The 20,696-nt window shown below is 44.6% G+C and carries 11 protein-coding genes; all 11 read left to right on the top strand.

Going from position 1 to position 20,696, the window contains the following annotated elements; genetic code table 11:
* The first annotated feature begins 9 nt into the window (after positions 1–9).
* The 11 genes from NI000_RS32315 to NI000_RS32265 all read left to right on the top strand — a co-directional run bounded on the left by NI000_RS32315 (position 10) and on the right by NI000_RS32265 (position 20,678).
* Positions 10–1,131, top strand: coding sequence for a Fic family protein (locus NI000_RS32315; RefSeq protein ID WP_446030840.1), 1,122 nt, complete (start codon positions 10–12; stop codon positions 1,129–1,131).
* A gap of 127 nt (positions 1,132–1,258) precedes the next feature.
* Positions 1,259–1,615: an HIRAN domain-containing protein gene (locus tag NI000_RS32310; protein ID WP_253415435.1), complete on the top strand. Its 357-nt coding sequence runs from the start codon at positions 1,259–1,261 to the stop codon at positions 1,613–1,615.
* 80 nt (positions 1,616–1,695) lie between these two features.
* Positions 1,696–2,649 carry a helix-turn-helix transcriptional regulator gene (locus NI000_RS32305; RefSeq protein WP_253415434.1) on the top strand — a complete coding sequence of 318 codons (954 nt, stop codon included), beginning with the start codon at positions 1,696–1,698 and terminating at the stop codon, positions 2,647–2,649.
* A 593-nt stretch (positions 2,650–3,242) separates the two neighbouring features.
* Entirely contained in the window at positions 3,243–5,654 is a 2,412-nt protein-coding gene (locus tag NI000_RS32300; protein WP_253415433.1) for a PD-(D/E)XK nuclease family protein, read from the top strand.
* Complete coding sequence (locus NI000_RS32295; protein ID WP_253415432.1) at positions 5,647–8,988, top strand: UvrD-helicase domain-containing protein; 3,342 nt, start codon at positions 5,647–5,649, stop codon at positions 8,986–8,988. Before NI000_RS32300 ends, NI000_RS32295 begins: the two co-directional genes overlap by 8 nt.
* Before the next feature lie 18 nt (positions 8,989–9,006).
* Positions 9,007–10,950 (top strand): AAA family ATPase, encoded by a 1,944-nt coding sequence (locus tag NI000_RS32290; RefSeq protein WP_253415431.1) that lies wholly within the window; start codon positions 9,007–9,009, stop codon positions 10,948–10,950.
* An 8-nt stretch (positions 10,951–10,958) separates the two neighbouring features.
* On the top strand, positions 10,959–12,296 hold the full coding sequence (locus tag NI000_RS32285; RefSeq protein ID WP_253415430.1) for an McrC family protein: 1,338 nt from the start codon (positions 10,959–10,961) through the stop codon (positions 12,294–12,296).
* A 66-nt stretch (positions 12,297–12,362) separates the two neighbouring features.
* A complete protein-coding gene (locus tag NI000_RS32280; protein ID WP_253415429.1) occupies positions 12,363–13,817 on the top strand; it encodes a type I restriction-modification system subunit M in 1,455 nt (484 codons plus the stop codon).
* Complete coding sequence (locus tag NI000_RS32275) at positions 13,814–14,983, top strand: restriction endonuclease subunit S (RefSeq protein ID WP_253415428.1); 1,170 nt, start codon at positions 13,814–13,816, stop codon at positions 14,981–14,983. The genes NI000_RS32280 and NI000_RS32275 overlap by 4 nt, the downstream gene beginning before the upstream one ends.
* 9 nt (positions 14,984–14,992) lie before the next feature.
* Positions 14,993–18,349 (top strand): DEAD/DEAH box helicase family protein, encoded by a 3,357-nt coding sequence (locus NI000_RS32270; RefSeq protein WP_253415452.1) that lies wholly within the window; start codon positions 14,993–14,995, stop codon positions 18,347–18,349.
* A gap of 112 nt (positions 18,350–18,461) precedes the next feature.
* The gene (locus tag NI000_RS32265; RefSeq protein ID WP_253415427.1) at positions 18,462–20,678 is read left to right on the top strand and encodes an AAA family ATPase; all 2,217 of its coding nucleotides are present in this window, start codon (positions 18,462–18,464) and stop codon (positions 20,676–20,678) included.
* The last annotated feature ends 18 nt before the right edge of the window (positions 20,679–20,696 follow it).

Raw genomic sequence — 20,696 nt, 5'->3', positions numbered from 1 at the left:
GGTGATGTTATGTTCACACCCAAATATTCAATAACGGACGCTATTGCCCGCAGACTAATGGATATACAACGCGCCAGTGTTGTAGTGGATTTGCTTCCACTGCCCGCATCTATTCTGGATTTGCTTAAGAAAGAATCGATGGAAAAGACGGTCATTCTTTCAACGAAAATTGAAGGAAACACTCTTGACGAAGCCACGAAGCGAAAAGTCTTGTACCAAACCAGTGATGAAAATGAAGAGCAGGAAGTTTATAACTTAATGAAAGCTTTGGAATACCTGGATGAAGCCGAAAAAAGGCAGCTCCCGGTCACAGAGGAATTTATTAAAAAGCTGCATGCCATTATCCGGATATCGCACGGACGAAGACCGCGTATTAGTGACTATCGCGAAGAGCAAAATCAAGTAGGTAGCCGCAATGCTTCTGGTTATTATTTGCCGCCGGAATGGAAAGATGTCCCTGTATTAATGGAGGATCTGGTGGCCTGGGTGAATTCGCCGGAAACCTATTCGGTTCCGGTTCCTATCAAAGCTGGGATTTTCATGTGGCAGTTTCTGACGATCCATCCGTATATGGACGGAAATGGTCGAACGGCCCGGATGATCACGACATATCTTTTACGCCGCGGCAGATATGGCTTAAAGGGGTTATTTGTACTCGAGAATTTCTATGACCGCAACTTGGCTGAATATTATCGCCGACTCCAGTTGGGTCTCCATCACAATTATTATTTTGGGCGGAATGAGGCTGACTTGACGCCTTGGCTGGAATTCTTTATTGATGGTTTGGCGGAGGTTTTTCAAGAAGCCGCAGCCATCGTAACGGAGAAATCCGCCCAAATGACGAAAATCGAACCGGATCTGATTCGCAAGTTAGATCCCCAGCAAAGAATGGTGTTCGCTCAATTAACCTTCAAACAAGACACCCTAACGACAAGCGAAATGAGGGACCTGCTTCGTTTGTCGGATCGTTCAATAAGGGAAAAGGTAAGTCATTGGAGAGAAGAAGGATTCATAGAGCCGCGCGATCAAGATGCCAAAAGAGTTCGTTCGGTCAAATTATCCGCGGAATACGAGAAGCTGGCTCAAGACATTCGAAATTCCCCGGATAAGTTTGCCCATTTTCTAAAATGAATGCAGCACTGCGATCTCAATCTGAGACACCGCAGTGCTTTTTTAATTGGCAGAACGTACATTCGCTGACATTCTATGGTCGTTGTGATCCGTCATAATGAAGGAAAGACATACGGGAGTGATTACATTGGATCAATCAATATACATAGCCATCACAGGCACACAGCACTATTTTGGGGCTGCATTTCTGAAACCGGGGCAGATTGTTCACTTAATCAAAGATCCTGATAATCCCCATGACCATGAGGCGATAAAAGTAGATATGATCCCACTAGGCAAAATCGGCTATGTCGCCAACAGTCCTCATACCGTACCCAAAGGATGCCGCAGTGCCGGGCGTATTTATGATACGTTTGAGCATCATGTTTGTGGCATGGTGCGATTTGTCGTGAAGGAAACGGCAATTGTTGAACTTGCGCCGGGCCTAGAGGAAGTGTACATTATTAAAACGACAGAGGATGTTTCGTTTTCCCCCTGCCTATAGGCAGGAAGAACTAGGTAGAATGTCGAATTTCCATTTATGATAAGGATTTACATTACACATGCCATGGCAGGAGAAACGATATGTCAGATAAAGTGATACGGCTCCATAAAATGCTGCTTGCTATACAAGCTAATCCGGGAATTTCGGCCAAGGAGCTGGCGGATAAATGCGAGACCACGGATCGAACGATTTACAGAGATATGAGAATTTTGGATTTGATTGCACCGATTACGAATGAAGGTTATGGAAAAGGATATCGTTTTGTTGGGAATTTCGCCATGTACCCGCTGAATTTCACGGAGCAGGAAGCGTTGGTGTTTTCTGTCTTGCCCTCCGTGCTCGACACCAGCAAATTACCTCCAGGATTTGAATCCGCCTATGACAAGGTGATGGCGACCCATGTAAAAGAAACCCGGAAACACTACGATACATTGGAAAATGTCGCGGATATGATTCAAATGGGGACTCCAGCTTATCGGGAGAACCATACCAACTTCTTGCTACTCATTATGGAAGCGATCATCGCTAGCAAGACGATCAGGGCTGTTTACCATACACAAAGCCGGAATGAACTAACGGAGCGGGAAATTGATCCGTATTGCCTGGTTCCACGTGATCAACAATTTTACTTGATCGGCTATTGTCGTGCTAAGCGGGAAATTCGCACGTTTCGGATCAGCCGTTTCCGGCATGTAGAGTTGACAGGTAATCGTTTCGATAAAGGTGATTTTAGCATCGCTCAGTATATGAAGCACACCTGGTCCATTGAACGCGGGGATTCCTTAATTACTTTCAAGATCAAATTTCATCCGGATGTCGTACGGTATGTGAAGGAAGAAGAATTGTTCGTGAGACCCAAAATGACCGACCTGCCGGACGGAAGTTTATTATTCGAGGTCACCGTCAACCACGAACGGGAGTTTATGAATTGGGTAGTTCAGTATGGCCCTTCAGCGGAGATTATCGAGCCTGCATCTGTCAGAGAAAAGTTCAAGGAACAACTCATACGTTGGGGACAGTTGTACGGGAAGTAAGGTGCCAATGTCGAGCGAGAAACGAGAGGGAGGGATTCGTTTTGAACATAGAAGGAACGTTTCTATGGCGTTTGTATGGTGCAATCTGCAAAGAGCCGTTTCGCCGAAAGATTGTGATCGCTCCTTCCTATATGGAAGGGCAGTCCTGGCTTATACGAATATGCCGGGAATTAGGGCCGGTTATGAATGTCGAGGTCCATACGGTTCAGTCTTTTGTAAGAAGTCAAGTTGAGTTCTCTCTGTATATACAGGGGATGACCTTGATCGGGGATCAGCGGTCCTTTTGGATCGTCCATCATGTCATGGCACAAATGGCTTCTGAGCCGGATTCCTACATCTCCATGGATCAAGTAAAGCCTGGTATTGCCATGCATGTTCACAAAGCCATTATGGATTTACGCCGAGCGGGTGTTAACGCAGAGGAGCTTCGAAGCGATCATTTTTTGAGCCAGCAAAAAGGCTGCTATGTCCGAAAGGTACTGTCAGCGTATGAGCTTTTCCTGAAGCAGCGAAACTGGACCGATTTTCCCGGCCTTTTGTCGTATATATCAGCCCAATTGCCGGAAAACGTGGAGCTTATCCTGCCAGACCCTATGCCGCTTCCACTGGTTTCAACCAAGATGTTGGAGCGGTTGTCCAATGGCCGGATGACGAGAATAAAAGCGGATGCTTCCTTCACTGACGTTAACTCCACATTGCCGTTCGGCGAGGTTCAGTTCTATCATGCGACAGGGAAGCTGGCGGAGGTTCGTGAAGCATTGAGACGAATCATTCAGGACCGGATTCCATTGGATGAAGTGGAGATGATCGTCCCGGATGAAGAATATTCGTTGACCATTTCAACCATGGGTGCTTCTCTGGGTCTTCCCTGTTCCTTTGCAGACGGGCTGCCTGTGATCACATCTGGAATGGGAAGAGCCGCACATTTTCTGCTGAACTGGTTGGAGTCCGGTTACCAGGTGCGGCAGCTCGTATCCATGCTGCAGCAGCAATTGATCACCTTCTCCGATCGTGACCAAGGAATAACGAATGCGGATTGTATTCGGGCCTTGGAGAAAAGCGGCATTGGCTGGGGAAAAGAGAGGTATATCAAAATACTGGGGTCAGGACATGTTCGTACCCAAGGGGATTCAAATGAAAGACCCGAAGAACGGGAGCGGACGGAACAACAACAGTGGGATGACGAAATCAAGAAGCATCTTACCAACCTCTTAGAAGAACTGTTTCCAGACGAAGCGGCGCTCAGCTCTCCTGCAAGCATTTGGGGATGGCTCGTTAAAATTCTGGATCGATTTGGTGTGTGCAGAGTGGAAGAGGATGCGATCGTTCGGCAGGAGCTGAAAGGTCTGGGCAAGGAGCTGCAGGAATGTCCTGTGCCGGAATCGATGCCGTTACAACAAGGGTTCTTGTATGTCAGGGACATGCTGCAGGAGCTTCGAGTCGAGGTGCAACCGTTGCCCAAGCCCGGCTCCTTGTACGTATCGAGTTTGGCAAATGGGGGGATCAGCGGGAGAAAACACACGTTTCTGCTCGGGATGGATGAACATTCGTGGTTCGGGAGTATCCGGCAAAATCCCATGCTGCTCGATGAGGAATGCAGACGGATCGGCCCTGAGCTGCAAACAGCGGTGCAGAGACAAAGGGAACGGCAGCGCCATCGCGATGGACGGCTTGGGATGATGAGCGGCGAGCTCACATTGAGCTTCTCGTCGTATGACCTGGCCGAAGGAACAACTGTAAGTCCGGCTTTTCAGCTTCTACAGGTATTCCGAAAAGCAACGGGGGAGCCGAATGCGGACTATGAGAGGCTGCACCGTAGTTTAGGAGAACCGATCGGATATTTGGATGTAGAACAGCCTTGCTCTGCTGAACCAAATGAATTGCCATTGGACAGAGCTCATTACGTTTTTGGGCATATCCATGCGCATGCAAGCCTTCAGCGGGACCGGCAAGCCGTCATTGAATCGGTCTATCCTGTGCTCCATCAAGGCAGAACGGCCCTTGAAGCACGCGGCTGCACACAAGTGACGGAGCATGACGGATATATAGCGGGGGAAGAATGGAGTGCTTATTGGAGAGGCCTGTCCGAACGGACGCATAGTGCCAGTCAGTTGGAAAAGTATGCGGAATGTCCGATGCGTTATTTTTTCCAATATGTATTGGGGATTCGCGTGAAAGATCAGGTGACCTTTGATCGTACCTCCTGGCTGAAGCCGAATGAAAGAGGCTCGCTGTTGCACGAGGTTTATCGGCGTTATATGACAGAAGTCTGTGCAAGTCATGTCATGCCGATTACGCACGATCATGCCCGGTTGCTTCGGATCGCGGAGGAAACAATTCTCTCGTACGCCGAGCGGATTCCGGCGCCAAGCCCTCATGTGCTTGAGAAAGAGAGGCAAGCGATGCTCCGGGATGTTGAAGTGTTTTATCGAATGGAATTGCAGACTAAGACGACTCCGCGGTTTTTCGAACAAGAGCTCATCGTGGACAGCCAGCCGTTGCGCCTTGAGCTTGAAGACGACATGACCATTTCGCTGCGCGGCATCGTCGACCGAATCGATCAAGTCGCGCCACATCAATATCGCATTATCGATTACAAGACCGGCAGCCCCCGCCCGTACAAGGAAAATGGTGTGTTCGCTGGCGGCACGCAACTTCAGCACGCGCTTTATGCTTGGGGCACGGAGCTTTGGATGCAGCAAACGGACTTGGATTCTGATGCAAAAGTGCTTGAAGCGGCTTATGTCTTTCCGAGCGAGCGGGGGCAAGGGCAAGTAATTGCACGGTCGCAAACCGCACGTCATCGGGTCACCGAGGTGATCCGGAGAATCCTTTCGTCGATGGAACAGGGAGTGTTTGTTCCTGCATCGGACACGGGGGTCTGCCGTTATTGCGACTATGCGGCTGTATGCGGAGATCACGCAGAGATGATGGGCCATAAACGAAAAAATGAAGCGAATACGGAGCTGCTGCTCACGCTGCTGGAGGTGGAGAACCTTGAATGAACCGTCCGATCAACACGCTAGAACGAGGATATTGGAAGAGCTTGATACAACTTTTCTGGTAGAAGCCGGTGCAGGATCGGGCAAGACAACCAGCTTGGTCGGCCGATTACTGGTGCTCATCGAGACCGATACGGCTAAGATCGAGCAGATTGCGGCGATCACCTTTACGAATAAAGCGGCGGATGAGATGAAGGAGCGTTTCCGCATTGCTTTGGAACGGAAAGCGGCTGATGTTGAAGGCGAAACCAGAGACCGATTGGAAGAAGCTTTGTCCAATCTGGACCAAATTTTTATCGGAACGATCCATTCGTTCTGCTCCTCCATGCTTCGCGAGCGTCCGATTGAGGCCGGATTGGACCCTTCTTTTGAAGAAATGGACGAAGAGATGAATCGTGCGTTCCACGATCAATGCTGGGACGAATATCTGATTCGGCTGCAGGAGGAAGATCGTGAGGCTCTTGCTTCCTTTGGCGAGGTGGACATCGATGTCAGCATTCTGAAAAATGTCTATGATCGGGTATCTCTTTTTACGGACCTTCATATTCCATGCGAACCGGTTCAACGTCCTGATTTCAACCTGATCCGGCTCTCTCTGCTTCCAATGATTGAAGAAGCAGGTAGGTTTTTGCCGACGGCTGAACCGGAAAAAGGTTGGGATAATCTTCAGGCAAAACTGCGTGCTACTAATCGCATGCTGCGGTTATCGGATGAGCAGGACGATAGGCTGATGCTTACGCTTGTGAAGATGTTTGACTTCAAACTGGATGTGAAGCAGTACAAATGGACGGATAAGAAGCAAGCCAAAGCCATTTCCGAACAATTTCACGATTGGCAGATCACGGTCCTGTACCCCTTTCTTCAATCGTGGCGGGAATATCTGTATCCCAAGGTCATTCAATTTGTCTTGCCTGCATTGGATTATTGCAGAGAACGGCGATTGCAGGCCGGAAAGCTGAATTTCCAGGATCTTTTGGTGTATGCATGCCGTCTGCTACGTGATTACCCGGAGGTTCGCGCATTTTTCGCCGGGCGCTACCAACGGCTCATGGTCGACGAGTTCCAGGATACCGACCCGGTCCAAGCGGAAATGATGTTTTTCTTAACGGGAGCCAGCGATGACCCGAATGAACGGAATTGGCGAAAGCTTACGCCCAAGCCCGGCTCCTTGTTCGTCGTTGGCGATCCAAAACAGTCCATCTATCGTTTCCGACGCGCGGATATTTCCATCTATAACGAGGTGAAGTCGCGGATTCTGGCATGTGGAGATGTGCTTCACTTGAACAGCAATTTTCGATCCGTCGATGGGATCGGCGCTTTTGTGAACGGGCAATTCGTCGGCAAGCTTCCCGCTCGTGAAAGCGATGTTCAAGCGGCGTATGTCCAGATGGAAACGAATATACCCAATCCCAAAGCAAGCAAGAAAGCGAACCATGGGATATATGCGCTTACGTATCCGAAAATTCCGGGAGGCAAGGATGCAGTAGCGGCGGTTGACGCAGAGCGTATTGCCGCAACCATCGCATGGGCTTGCCGAGATGGGAATTTGCACATTCAGGAGCGAGCAGGAGCATCTTGGGTATTTAGGGAGGCGCGACCCAGTGATTTTCTGATTTTGACAAGAACAAGGCATTATTTGCACTTATACGCGGAAGAACTGGAGAAAAGGGGCGTAGCCGCGGAAACGGTCGGAAGCTCCGCCCTATATCTCGAGCTTCATACGCTGGGACAATTGTCCCTCTATTTGGCCGATCCGTCCGACCAGGTGGCGATGCTGAGCGTCTTGCGCGGACCTCTATTCGGTATTAGCGACAAGGATCTGATGGCGTATCGCGCTCAAGGGAATTCGTGGTCGATCTATCGGCTGCCGGAGGAAGCAGCAGAGCAGGGGAGCCAAGTTGCCGCTGCATGCCGGAAATTGCGGGAATATGCTGGCTGGGTCAAGGAAATGCCAGCATGGGCGGCCCTGCACCGCATTATAGAGGACACCGGTCTTTTACCTTATTCTACGGTACAGGAAGCAGGGGCCAACCGGTCGGGAACTCTGCTTAAGATGCTGGAGCTCTTGCAGCGTGACGCCTTGCTTGCATCGGATTGGCATGAACTGGCGCATGCGATCTCGGCCATTCGGGAGAGCCAGGGAATGGAAACCGCCAGTCTCTACGCGGGCAAAGGTCAAGCGGTACGGATCATGAATGTGCATAAGGCAAAAGGACTTGAAGCGCCTATCGTGTTTCTTGCTTGCCCTTGCGGAGACAAGGATCATGACGCTGACCAGTTTGTTGATCGTTCGGAGGCCACGGCCGCGGGCTATTTCCTGATCCAGCAAGCGAAAGGGTTTCAGAAGGAAACGATTGCTCAACCGGTTGGCTGGGAAGCGATGAGCGTGCGAGAGCGAGCCTTCATGCATGCGGAGCGGGATCGGCTTCTCTACGTCGCGGCGACGCGGGCCAAGCAAATGCTGGTTGTCAGCCTCTACCCTGAGCAGCCGGCGAAGTGCCCGTGGAGCTCGCTAATGGATGGGATGGATCACATCCGGGAGCTGGATGTTCCGGAAGCGGATGTCGGGAATGGTGAGTGTGATCGAGAAATTGAACGAGATGTCGTAGTTGGGACAGCTTCATCTGGTTTATCTGAATCAGAATCAGCATCCATTGATCTAGGGGCTTACTTGGCCCAAAGAGAGCAGGTGTTCCATCAGTTGCGCCAACCGACTTATGCGGAAGCAACCGTTACGAGACTGACGAAGAACTTTGGCGACACGCCGGAATGGTCAGCTACGGGAAGGGGACAATCCTTTGGTAGCATGATTCATAAGGGACTTGAGGCAGTTGGAAAAGGTCTCCCGCTGACCGATTTGCCCGAGTACGTTCAATACCTCTGCCAGATCGAAGAGGTTGCGGAGAAGGACGCAGCGGATGCTCTGCCTATTCTCAAGGAAGTTTTAGGTAGTGAACTCTGGCAGCGTAGTCTACGGGCGAAGCAACGGTTGTTTGAAATCCCGATCATGATGGTTCAAAGTAATCAGGATATATTGTATCAGTCTGTCAACGAACAAACAGTTTCCGAGACTGCTGCTTCTGAGTCTGAACTTCAATCCGATAAAGGATATCTTTTAATAAGAGGTGTTGTAGATTTTGCATTCGAGGAAGAAGATGGCTGGGTGATCGTCGACTTCAAGACGGATCAATTAGACGATGGAAAGCTGCAGCAGTTTGTCAAATTCTATGCGTCACAGGTGCAGGCTTACACCGAAGCATGGTCGAGAACGTTCGGGTATTCGGTAAAGGAATCGGGTTTATATTTTGTTAGTGTAATGAAATATGTCAAATTATAGTTTGAAAGGTGAACCCCAATGGTTGATCAGAACAAAATACTAAAAAAAGAATATACCGACTGGTTAAGACGTAAAAAGAAATCGAACGGTCAACCCTATTCGGAAGGTACTGTCATGCAATATGTTTCAGCTTTATCCACTTCACCGGCAAAGCTGTCGAATATCGAACTTGAAACGACCAATGTGTTCGAAATTGCAGATGCAAGTCAGTATGGGAACATGAGAAAAGCCATGGAGCAAGCGGAGAATTTTGACCTAGTGAACGAAAGAACTGGTAATAAAGCTTTTCAATACAGTCTTGTTTATTATGAGGATTTTCTAAGGGAGCGAGAGATCCGTCTAGGTTCTGAAACTGCGTCAAGCCAACAAAGCGAACAATCTATTACCGCAGCGGGAGATTTAGTTGTGCATTCATCTAATAATCAGATGCTAGACAAGAATATCATCTTATATGGCCCACCAGGAACCGGGAAAACCTATCATACTGTTCTATATGCGGTTTCCATTATTGAAGGTGAGCCATTAAATGTCATTCTCCAAGAAGCTGAGGCAGGCGGATATGATCAAATCAAGGGGCGCTTTGAAGCGTATAAGGCGAATGGGCAGGTGGTATTTACCACTTTTCATCAATCATATGGTTATGAGGAATTTATCGAAGGGATCAAGCCAAGGATAGTATCCGAAGAAAAAACGGATTCCGAGATTGGAGAAGTAGCTTACGAGATTGTAGCAGGAGTATTTAAACGGTTCTGTGTGGCAGCTGAAAAACCAATTGTGCAAACCAGCAACGACTACGGAATCCGTAAAGAACCAACAATTTGGAAAGTTTCCTTGGGAGGGTCCAAAGAGAACCCGGTTAAAAGGGACTGTTTCAACAACAACAGAATTCGCATAGGATGGGATTCTTATGGTGAAACCCTAAACGAAGAAACGGATTACAGCCAGTATGGAGGAAAGATGATTCTTTCCCGTTTTATGAACGAAATGCGGAACGGGGATATTGTCCTGGTCCTGTACGATGAAGAAACCATAGATGCTATCGGCGTGGTGACAGGAGATTATGAGTGGCTTGAAGAAATGGATGATTATAAGCGTTCTAGAAATGTAACCTGGTTAGTAAAGGATATCCGGGAGAACATCATGGAACTTAACGACAACACGGTTATGACTCTTGGGTCAGTCTATCGGCTGAACCGAATTACGCTTTCGGATGTTCTTTCCATTCTACAAAAACAAAAGACTGGTCACGTCAACTCCGTCATCCAAAAGAACAACAAAAACTATGTGTTCATCATTGACGAAATCAATCGGGGGAACATTTCCAAAATATTTGGTGAACTTATCACCTTAATAGAGCCTACTAAACGAATGGGCATGCCGGAAGAAATCATGCTGAAGCTGCCGTATTCCCAAGAGCTTTTTGGTGTTCCGAGTAATGTTTACCTGCTGGCTACCATGAATACGGCGGATCGTTCAATAGCCCGTTTGGATACGGCACTGCGCCGGAGGTTTTCATTTGCCGAAATGATGCCAGATCCCGGTTGTCTTGCCTCAATAGAGATTAATGGTAAACTGTTGAACCTACCGAAGATGCTGGAGACAATAAATCGGCGAATCGAGGCGTTATACGATCGGGAGCATACTGTAGGGCACGCATACTTTTTTGAATTATACAAAGATCCAACGTTGGAGAAGTTGGGGCATCTGTTTGAGCATACGATCATTCCACTGCTGCAGGAGTATTTTTATGATAACTATGAAAAAATTCGCCTTGTATTGAGTGACAATAATAAGCCAGAGTCGGAGCAGTTTATTGTACTGAACAAGGTTAATGTGAATGAGCTATTCGGTAATTTTGGCGATCTTGATCTGGAGGATACTTTTACTTATAAGATCAATCACGCTGCGTTCAGTCAGATCGACTCTTATCGGAAAATCTACGACCACAATAGCTTTGAATAGGTGTGCAGATGAATATGCGACTGAGTAACAAGAATGGCAAGTGTACCAAAGTTACGATGAAAGAATATGGTTCCCTGTGCAAGAATGCAGACGGAATATCGCTTGGTTATCAATGTCTGGCGGAGTCAACCTTCGACCGCCTGGAGCAATTTGTACTGGAAAATAGAGGGGCGAAGGACGCGTCGGAACCTCTTGAATTCATGACGCTGTCAAGCAGGAGAGGAATCGGCAAGATCATCAGCGCCAAAAACCATGTTGGTGTAATCGCTATGAAGGATGGCACCCAAATTGAAATTCTTCCGAAATTGTACTCTCGGGATGAGGAAAGCTCCGACACACAAACGAAGAGCATCTTCATCCAAATGCTTCGGTCCATCAAGGATATTCCGAATAAACAATTCAATCCAACGAGCCTTCAAGCGGAGAAAAACCATCTACTCGACATCTTCATCCGCATGTTTATAGAAGAGACGATAACATTAGTCAAACGCGGACTGAAATCGGATTATCGGGAGCATCGTGACAACGAGTACTTTTTTAAAGGGAAGCTGCAAGTTGCCCAGCATATTAAGAATAACGCTGCTCACAAGGAACGCTTCTATATCGAATATGACGAGTATAGTGTCAATCGACCGGAGAATCGGCTGATCAAGACCACGATAGAGTTATTGATGCGGATTAGTGGGAGTACGGATAATCTGAAGGACTTGTACTCGCTAATGGCTGCATTCGACAACATTGAGAGATCCGTACATCTGGAGAAGGATTGGGCTAACATTTCAACGGACAGGGCAATGAAAGAGTACCAGACGATCCTCGAATGGTGTAGATTATTCATGTCCGGCCAAAGTTTCACACCGTTTAAAGGTGAAATTCTAGCTTACGCCCTACTGTTCCCGATGGAGAAGGTGTTCGAACGATACGTGGCTGGACTTATACAAAAGGTGCTGGTACATCCTCATGTGCAGATTAAGACACAGGATCGGACCTTTCGTTTGTTCCATAACCCGGCGAGGTTCCAACTGAAACCGGATATTGTCGTTCAAGGCCCATCCGGGGTTGTCGTATTGGATACGAAGTGGAAGTTGCTCTCTACTGCCTCGGACTACGGTATTTCGCACTCGGATATGTATCAAGCATATGCTTACGGCAAAAAGTATGGAGCTACAAAGGTTTACCTGCTCTATCCCTGGACACCTCATCTTTCAATGATAAAACAGCCTATCGGATATGACAGCGGGGACGATGTGGAAGTTCGTGTTGCCTTTTTGGATTTGAGCCTTGGAAAAGCGTGCGTGGATGCCTTATCTGTTGAATTGCTAAATACGGCTCTTGGTAATGATTAGAAGTATGTCATATTAGGACAGTCCGTTGTATAATTAGACAACAACCTACATGCAGAGGAGATCGCTATGATTACAGGTGAATTAAGACAAAAAGTAGACCGGATTTGGGAGACATTCTGGACCGGCGGCATTACTAATCCATTAAGCGTAATCGAACAGTTTACATATTTGTTGTTCATTAAGGGCCTGGATGAAACGGAAACACGTAAGGAAAATGAATCGATGCTGCTGTCTGTGCCATTTACAGGGCTGTTTCCAAGTGACAAGCAGCATCTGCGTTGGAGTCAATTTAAGGATTTTGATCCGCAGCGAATGTATGAGATTGTTTCCAATGAAGTATTTCCGTTCATTAAGTCACTTCATGGGGACAAGGATTCAGCCTATGCCAAATACATGGGCGATGCCATCTTTATGATCCCGACCCCGAATATGCTTGTACGCATTGTCGAGGGCATCGATACGATTGACATGAAGGATAGGGATACCAAAGGGGATTTATACGAGTATCTATTATCTAAGGTAGCTACGGCTGGAACGAACGGTCAATTCCGTACGCCAAGACACATTATCGAAATGATGGTCGCTTTGATGAAGCCGACGCCAGAGGATATTATTTGCGATCCGGCTGCGGGTTCAGCGGGTTTTCTGGTTGCGGCAGGAGAATATTTGCGTGACCATCATGCTGATCTATTTCTGGTTCAGGGATTAAAGGAGCATTTCAACAATCATATGTTTTATGGTTTCGATATGGACCGTACGATGCTGCGCATCGGCGCCATGAATATGCTGCTTCATGGGGTGGATAATCCGAATATCGAATACCGCGATTCCTTGAATGAAAACAATGCAGACAAAGACAAATATACGTTAATCTTAGCTAATCCGCCGTTTAAAGGGTCGCTTGATGCGGATGCGGTAGCAGCGGATCTGCTGCGCGTGACTCGTACGAAAAAGACAGAGTTGCTGTTCCTTGCTTTGTTCCTTCGTATGCTCAAAGTGGGTGGACGTTGTGCATCCATCGTGCCAGATGGTGTCCTATTCGGTAACAGCACAGCTCATAAAGACATCCGTAAGGAAATCGTTGAGAATCACAAGCTTGAAGCTATCATTTCGATGCCAAGTGGCGTATTTAAGCCGTATGCTGGGGTTTCGACAGCTATTATGATTTTCACCAAAACAGGTGCAGGCGGTACGGATCACGTTTGGTTCTATGACATGAAGGCGGACGGTTACTCGCTTGATGATAAGCGGAATCCTATTGAGGCGAATGATATACCGGACATCATTGAGCGATTTGGTAATAAGGATGCAGAGAAGGAGTGTAAACGTACAGAGAAATCTTTCTTGGTTCCGGTAGATGAGATTCGTAACAATGCGTATGATCTCAGCATCAATCGCTACAAAGAAACGGAGTATGAGGAAGTTCAATACGAAGATCCGAAGGTCATACTCGCTTCTATCAAGCAACTAGAGGAAGAAATAATTGAAGGGCTTGAGGAACTTAAGGGGTTGTTGGGATGAGAGTTATAACTGTTGGTGAGGTTGTTAAAATTATATCAGGGTTTGCTTTTAAGTCAGATATGTTCAATGAAGAGGAAAATGGTATTCCATTAATCAGAATTAGAGATGTTGGCCAAAACAACCCAGCCACCTATTACAATGGTGAATACAAAGAAGAATATCTCGTCTCAAAAGGTAATTTATTAATAAGTATGGATGGGGAGTTTAAAATTTCGGAGTGGCTAGGACCAGTTTCATTATTAAATCAACGTGTATGTAAAATTGAATCAAGTTCGCCTGAGTTGCTAGAAAAATACTTATTATATATTTTACCGGATGCATTAAAGAAAATTGAGGATTCGACTCCATACGTTACCGTCAAGCATCTCTCTGTTTCTGATATAAGGAAGATACAAATTAGACTACCATCTATTAGTGAGCAGAGATTTATAATAGATATTTTAGATAAAGCTCAAACCTTAGTTGATAAACGCAAACAAGCAATAACCAAACTTGATGAATTAGTTCAAGTTTTGTTTTTGGATATGTTTGGAAACCCAACTGCAAATCAAAAAGGTTATCCTATAGGTACAATAAAGGATTTGATTATCGAGGCTAAGTATGGTACTAGTAAGAAAGCAAATGAAGGTTCGGGTCAATTTCCGTACTTGCGTATGAATAATATTACTTATCAAGGTTACATGTACTATAGTAATCTTAAATACATTGATTTGGATGATAAAGAGCAGGAGAAGTATCTTGTTCAAACGGGTGATTTGCTTTTTAATCGTACAAACAGTAAAGAATTAGTTGGAAAGACGGCAGTCTTTGATAGTAATGAAAAAATGGCTATAGCTGGATATCTAATACGGGTAAGGATAAATGACAAAGGCAATCCTTACTTTGTTTCAGGTTACTTGAATTCAAAGCACGGCAAGAAAGTGTTGCAAGAAATGTGTAAAAATATAATTGGGATGGCCAATATTAACGCACAAGAAATGCAAAACATCTCTATCTTAATTCCACCAAAGGAATTGCAAGATAGTTATGAAAAAAAGTATAGGGCAATTATTCAGCAAAAAGAAAAACATTTTATACAACTCCAACAACTAGAATCCAACTTCCAGGCACTTCTACAAAAAGCCTTTAAAGGCGAATTGAAAGTGAAGGACGGTGTAGCGGTTTAGATGAGTGATATGCAGCTATCGAACTTTGGATTTCTCAATGAAATAAAGAACTACGCTAGCTTTGCTGGCGCATGTATCGAGGCGGAAAAAGCGTTGGTTGTCAGTCCTGCAACCAGCGCTATCCTCTGTCGGCGGGCTTTGGAACTTGCTGTAAAATGGCTGTTTACCTACGATAGCGACTTGAAGGTCCCTTATCAAGATAAATTGTCGAGCCTTATTCATGATGTATCTTTTCTCCGCGTAATCGATCAATCCATGTTACCTCAGTTGAAATATATTACAAAGCTGGGCAATGTAGCAGTTCATTCGAATGCAACGATCAGCCGCGGCGAGGCGATCCTGTCCCTTCGCAACCTGCATAACTTCATAAGCTGGATCGATTATTGTTACTCGATCGAATACACTGCAAGAAGCTTTGATGAACAACTCCTTTTGGAAGACAACAAGCAGCAAGATAAAGTTAGACCCCAGGAGCTGCAGGATTTGTACGACCGCTTGGGTTCGAAGGATCGTAAGCTGGAGGACCTGGTCAAAGAAAATGAAGAGCTCCGGAAGCTGCTGACAGCACGTAAGGCAGAGAATATTCAGGACTACAACTTTGTACCGGATGAAATCAGTGAATACGAGACCCGTAAACGTTACATTGATCTGGAGCTGAAGCTGGCCGGATGGGCGTTTCAAAGAAATGTGCTGGAAGAGTTTGAAGTACAAGGTATGCCAAACGGACAAGGTATCGGTTATGTCGATTACGTGTTATTCGGTGAGAACGGGAAGCCGCTGGCTGTGGTAGAGGCGAAACGGACCAGTGCAGATCCTAATGTGGGCAAACAGCAAGCGAAGCTCTATGCGGATTGTTTGGAGCAGCGATATGGACAGCGTCCGGTGATTTATTATACGAATGGATTTGTAACGAACTTCTGGGATGATTTTCACTATGCTAGTCGGCTGGTATCCGGGTTCGCAAGTCAGGATGAGCTGCAATTGCTCATGAACCGGCGTTCGATTCGTAAACCATTAGAGGAAGTACAGATCAACGATTCCATTGTGAATCGCCCGTATCAGCATGAAGCAGTCCTTTCGGTTTGCGACGCTTTAAACAAGGGGCAGCGGACCGCATTGCTTGTTATGGCAACAGGCAGTGGGAAAACACGCACCGCGAGTGCCATCGTGGATGTGCTGAGTCGATATAACTGGGTTAAGAATGTGTTATTTCTTGCGGATCGTACAACGCTTGTCCGTCAAGCCAAAAACAGCTTCAGCCAGTATTTGCCCGATATGACACTGTGCAACCTGCTGGACAGCAAGGACAATCCAGAGACGGCAAGGATCGTATTCTCTACTTACCCAACGATGATGAATGCCATCGACGAGGCCAAGCGGAAGGATGGCAAAAAGCTGTTTACGGTTGGTCATTTCGACTTCATCATTATCGATGAATCGCATCGCAGCGTCTATAAGAAATATAAGGCCATATTCGATTATTTTGATGCCATCCTAATGGGCTTGACGGCAACACCTAAGGATGAAGTCGACAAAAATACATATGATGTATTCCATTTGGAGAATTCTGTTCCGACCTATGCCTACGAATTGGAGCAAGCAGTCAAAGAAGGACACTTAGTGGATTATCGTACGGTGGAAACAACGACAAAGATTATGGATGACGGCATCCACTACGATGACTTGTCCGAGGAGGAAAAAGAGCAATACGAAGAAGTGCTTCTAGAGGATGAAGAAGAGGAACCACGGGATATTGACAGTGCAGCGATAAATGAGTGGTTGTTTAATCAGGATACGATAGACCGGGTTCTGCAGTTTGTTATGGAGCGTGGCCTGAAGGTTGAAGGCGGAGACAAGCTGGGCAAGACCATCATTTTTGCCAAAAATCATCGGCACGCGGTTGCGATCGTGGATCGATTCGATAGCCTGTATCCGGCATTAAAGGGGCATTTTGCGCGGGTCATTGATATCAAAACGAAATATTATCAATCTTTGATTGATGATTTTTCCATATGGAGCAAGCTTCCTCAAATAGCTGTTTCTGTCGATATGCTGGATACAGGTGTAGACATACCTGAGGCTGTCAACTTGGTATTTTTCAAGAAGGTTCGCTCAAAGTCGAAGTTTTGGCAGATGGTGGGCCGAGGGACGCGGTTGTGTAAAGACCTGCATGGTATTGGTGAGGATAAGAAGGAGTTCTTGATCTTTGACTTTTGCCGAAACTTTGAGTATTTCCGGGCCAATCCGAAAGGAAAGGATAGCGATATTACCGAAACTTTATCGGAGAAGCTGTTCAATGTTCGTACACAGATTGTGCGTGAACTCCAGCAACTACGTTTTCAGGAACAGGAGTATATCGCTCACCGCACTGATTTGGTGGAATTGCTAAAGGATAGCGTGAAGGCGCTGAATGAAGAACATTTTCGCATTCGACAGCATATCCAATATGTCCATAAATATAAAAATGACGCTGCATGGCGCTCCTTAAGTGATACCGATATGGGGGATTTGAAGGAACATATTGCTCCTCTTGCCGTTTCTTTTAGCAATGACGAATTAGCGAAACGGTTTGACTATATGATGCTAATCATCGAATTGGCTAAACTTCAGGGAACGCAATCGGTGAAGCCGATTCGCAAAGTCATTGAGACGGCAGAAAAGCTATCCAAGTTGGGGACGATTCCCCAAATCGTCGCCCAGCGAAATGTAATAGAGAAGGTCATGACGGCAGAGTTTTGGGAAGAAGCGGACATCTTCGAAATGGAGAAAGTACGTGAAGCGCTGCGGGATCTTATTAAGTTCCTGGAACGTGAAACGCAGCAAATTTATTATACGAATTTTAAAGATGAGTGGCTTGCCATAGAAGAGAGCCGCGGCTTCTATAACACCAATGACCTGCAAAATTACCGTAAAAAAGTTAGCCAATATTTGCAAACTAACAAGGATCAACTAGCTATCTATAAACTACGCAACAACAAACCGATCACAAAACAAGACTTGGAGACGCTTGAACATATCCTGTGGGCAGAGCTTGGAACCAAAGAAGATTATGAACGGGAATATAAAGATTTACCGGTAACTAAGCTTGTACGAACGATAGTGGGGCTTGATCAAGAGGCCGCGAATGAAGCATTCATGATATTTCTTCAAGAAAATCGTTTGAATGTCAATCAACTACGGTTTGTGAAGCTGATTATCGAATATGTAGTTAAAAATGGTATAATAGAAAAGTCCGTTCTTCAAGAGGAGCCGTTCCGTACGGTAGGCAGTATCACGGAACTGTTCAGTAGTAATCTGGACGATGCGCGGGCAATTATCGGCATTATTGATGCGATTAATAAGAACGCAGAGTTTGTTGGAGCTTAGGTTTAACAAATTATAGATACTGCTAAATTAATAACTTACATCTGGGCGTAACTAAAATGGATATCTATTTTAGTTATGCCTTTTTCAATTACCGAGTACGGGGTGAAATGTAATGATTAAAGAAATTTCCATTAAGAAAATAGCAACTTATAATAATACAGGTGTTATGTTTAGTGAATTAAAGAAAATTAATTTTTTTTACGGTTCCAATGGAAGTGGGAAAACATCATTATCAAATGTTATGAAAAATATTGAGAACTTCTCAGATTGTAATATTAATTGGGCATCTCAACCATTAAAAACATTGGTATATAACCAGAAATTCGTTGAGGAAAATTTCCATCAGGAGTCGAACATAAAAGGTATATTCACATTAGGTAAGGAGTCAACTGAAATAAAAAACGAAATTGCTGAAAAGAAGAGGCTAGTTGATAAATTAGATGAAGAGATTCGGAGAATGCGCACTAACTTATCCAATAAAGAAGAAGAATATACCTCGAATGAAAATGAATTTATAGATGATTGTTGGGAATTGAAAAGAAAATATGATAACGAGTTTTTGCAAGCTTTTTCAGGTGTTCGAAATAATAAAATTAACTTTATGAATAAATGTAAACAGTCGCATTCACTTGAAGGTATGTTATGTGATGTTGAAAATTTGCGCGCTCGTTCAAATAAATTATTCAATGGAAGTTTAGTGAAAATTCAAGCTATACAATCAATAAAAAATGACGAACTAAACGCTGCTTGTTCAAGTCAGATATTCCAAAATCAAATTGTTGGTAAGCAGGAGGTTGATATCGCCGCACTCATTTCTAGACTGGCTATAAGCGATTGGGTAAAAAGAGGATATGATCATGTACATAATTCAGAAGGTAAATGCCCTTTTTGTCAACAGTCATTGCCGGATGGTTTTCTACATCAATTAGAAGAGTATTTTAATGAAACTTATGAAAATGAGATGAAGGAATTAAAAAAGTGTGTTGATCAATACATGGAATCTTATAGTAATCTTAAAACTTCAATCCAAGGCCTATTGGAAAAGGAATTGCCGTATATCGATAAAGAGAGAATTAATCAACAGTTTGAACTAATCAGATCGAAGAATGAAATCAATCTCGAATTGATTGAACAAAAACAAAAAGAACCGAGTAAGGGAATGACACTAGTTCCTGTTGATGAATTTGTAAAAAATATCAATCTTGAAATTGAGAGGGTAAATCAGGAGATTCATGGACATAACAGGTTGATTGATAACCGGACTCAGGAAGAACAACTACTAAAGGATCAGATATGGAGATTCATAGCAAATGAGAATCTGCATAATCACGAAAAATATGTACGCAAAGAATTTAGCATTAAGAATGCGATAACGGGGATAAAAGATAGGATTACGTCAAAAACATCTGAGAAAAACAGATTAATTTCAGAAGTTGAGGGTTTGGAGGCTCAAATCACTAGTGTAATTCCATCCGTTAATGAGATGAACCGTCTGTTAAAAGCATATAATTTTACAAATTTTAAATTTGCGCATACACAAAACCAGGGTAATTATCGATTGGTACGATCCACTGGAGAAGATGTAAATCAGACGTTAAGTGAAGGAGAAAAGACATTCGTAACATTTTTATATTTTATGCATTTATTGAATGGAAGTAATAACAGAGATCTTATTACAGAGAATAAAGTCGTTGTGATAGATGACCCAATTTCTAGCTTGGATAGTAATGTATTGTTTATCGTCAGCAATCTCATTTTGAAACTTATTGATGATAGTAGGAACAATAAAAACAATGTTGTTCAATTATTTGTTTTAACCCATAATGTCTACTTTCACAAGGAAGTAACTTTTAATAAAAAGCGGTCAAAAGGCGTTAAATTACATGATGAAACATTCTGGATTATTAGAAAAGTTAATAATGTTACAGAGGCTAAACCCTACGATACAAATCCAATCAAAACTTCATATGAGTTAATGTGGCAAGAACTTAGATCAGCAACACAGAGTAGTTCTTCAACTACGGTTCAAAACTTGATTCGTAGGATTATTGAAAATTATTTTAAAGTATTTGGCAATTTTAGTGAAGATGATATACTGAATAAATTCGATGAAGAAGAAAAGGTAATATGTAAATCGCTTTTGTCCTGGGCGAATGATGGGTCTCATTTTGCAAGTGATGATTTATATATTGAGCACCCAATAGATACAAATGCTAGGTACTTGAATATTTTTGAGAAAATATTCAAGGTTACAAATCATCATGCACATTACAAAATGATGATGGGCATTGAGGAAGCAAATGAGATTCCTCAAGCACAGGTATCATGATCAGTTGAGTTCTTCTCA

The organism is Paenibacillus tyrphae, from assembly GCF_024158745.1.
GTDB lineage: Bacteria > Bacillota > Bacilli > Paenibacillales > NBRC-103111 > Paenibacillus_G > Paenibacillus_G tyrfis_A.
This window is presented reverse-complemented; position numbering and strand designations above follow the sequence as displayed.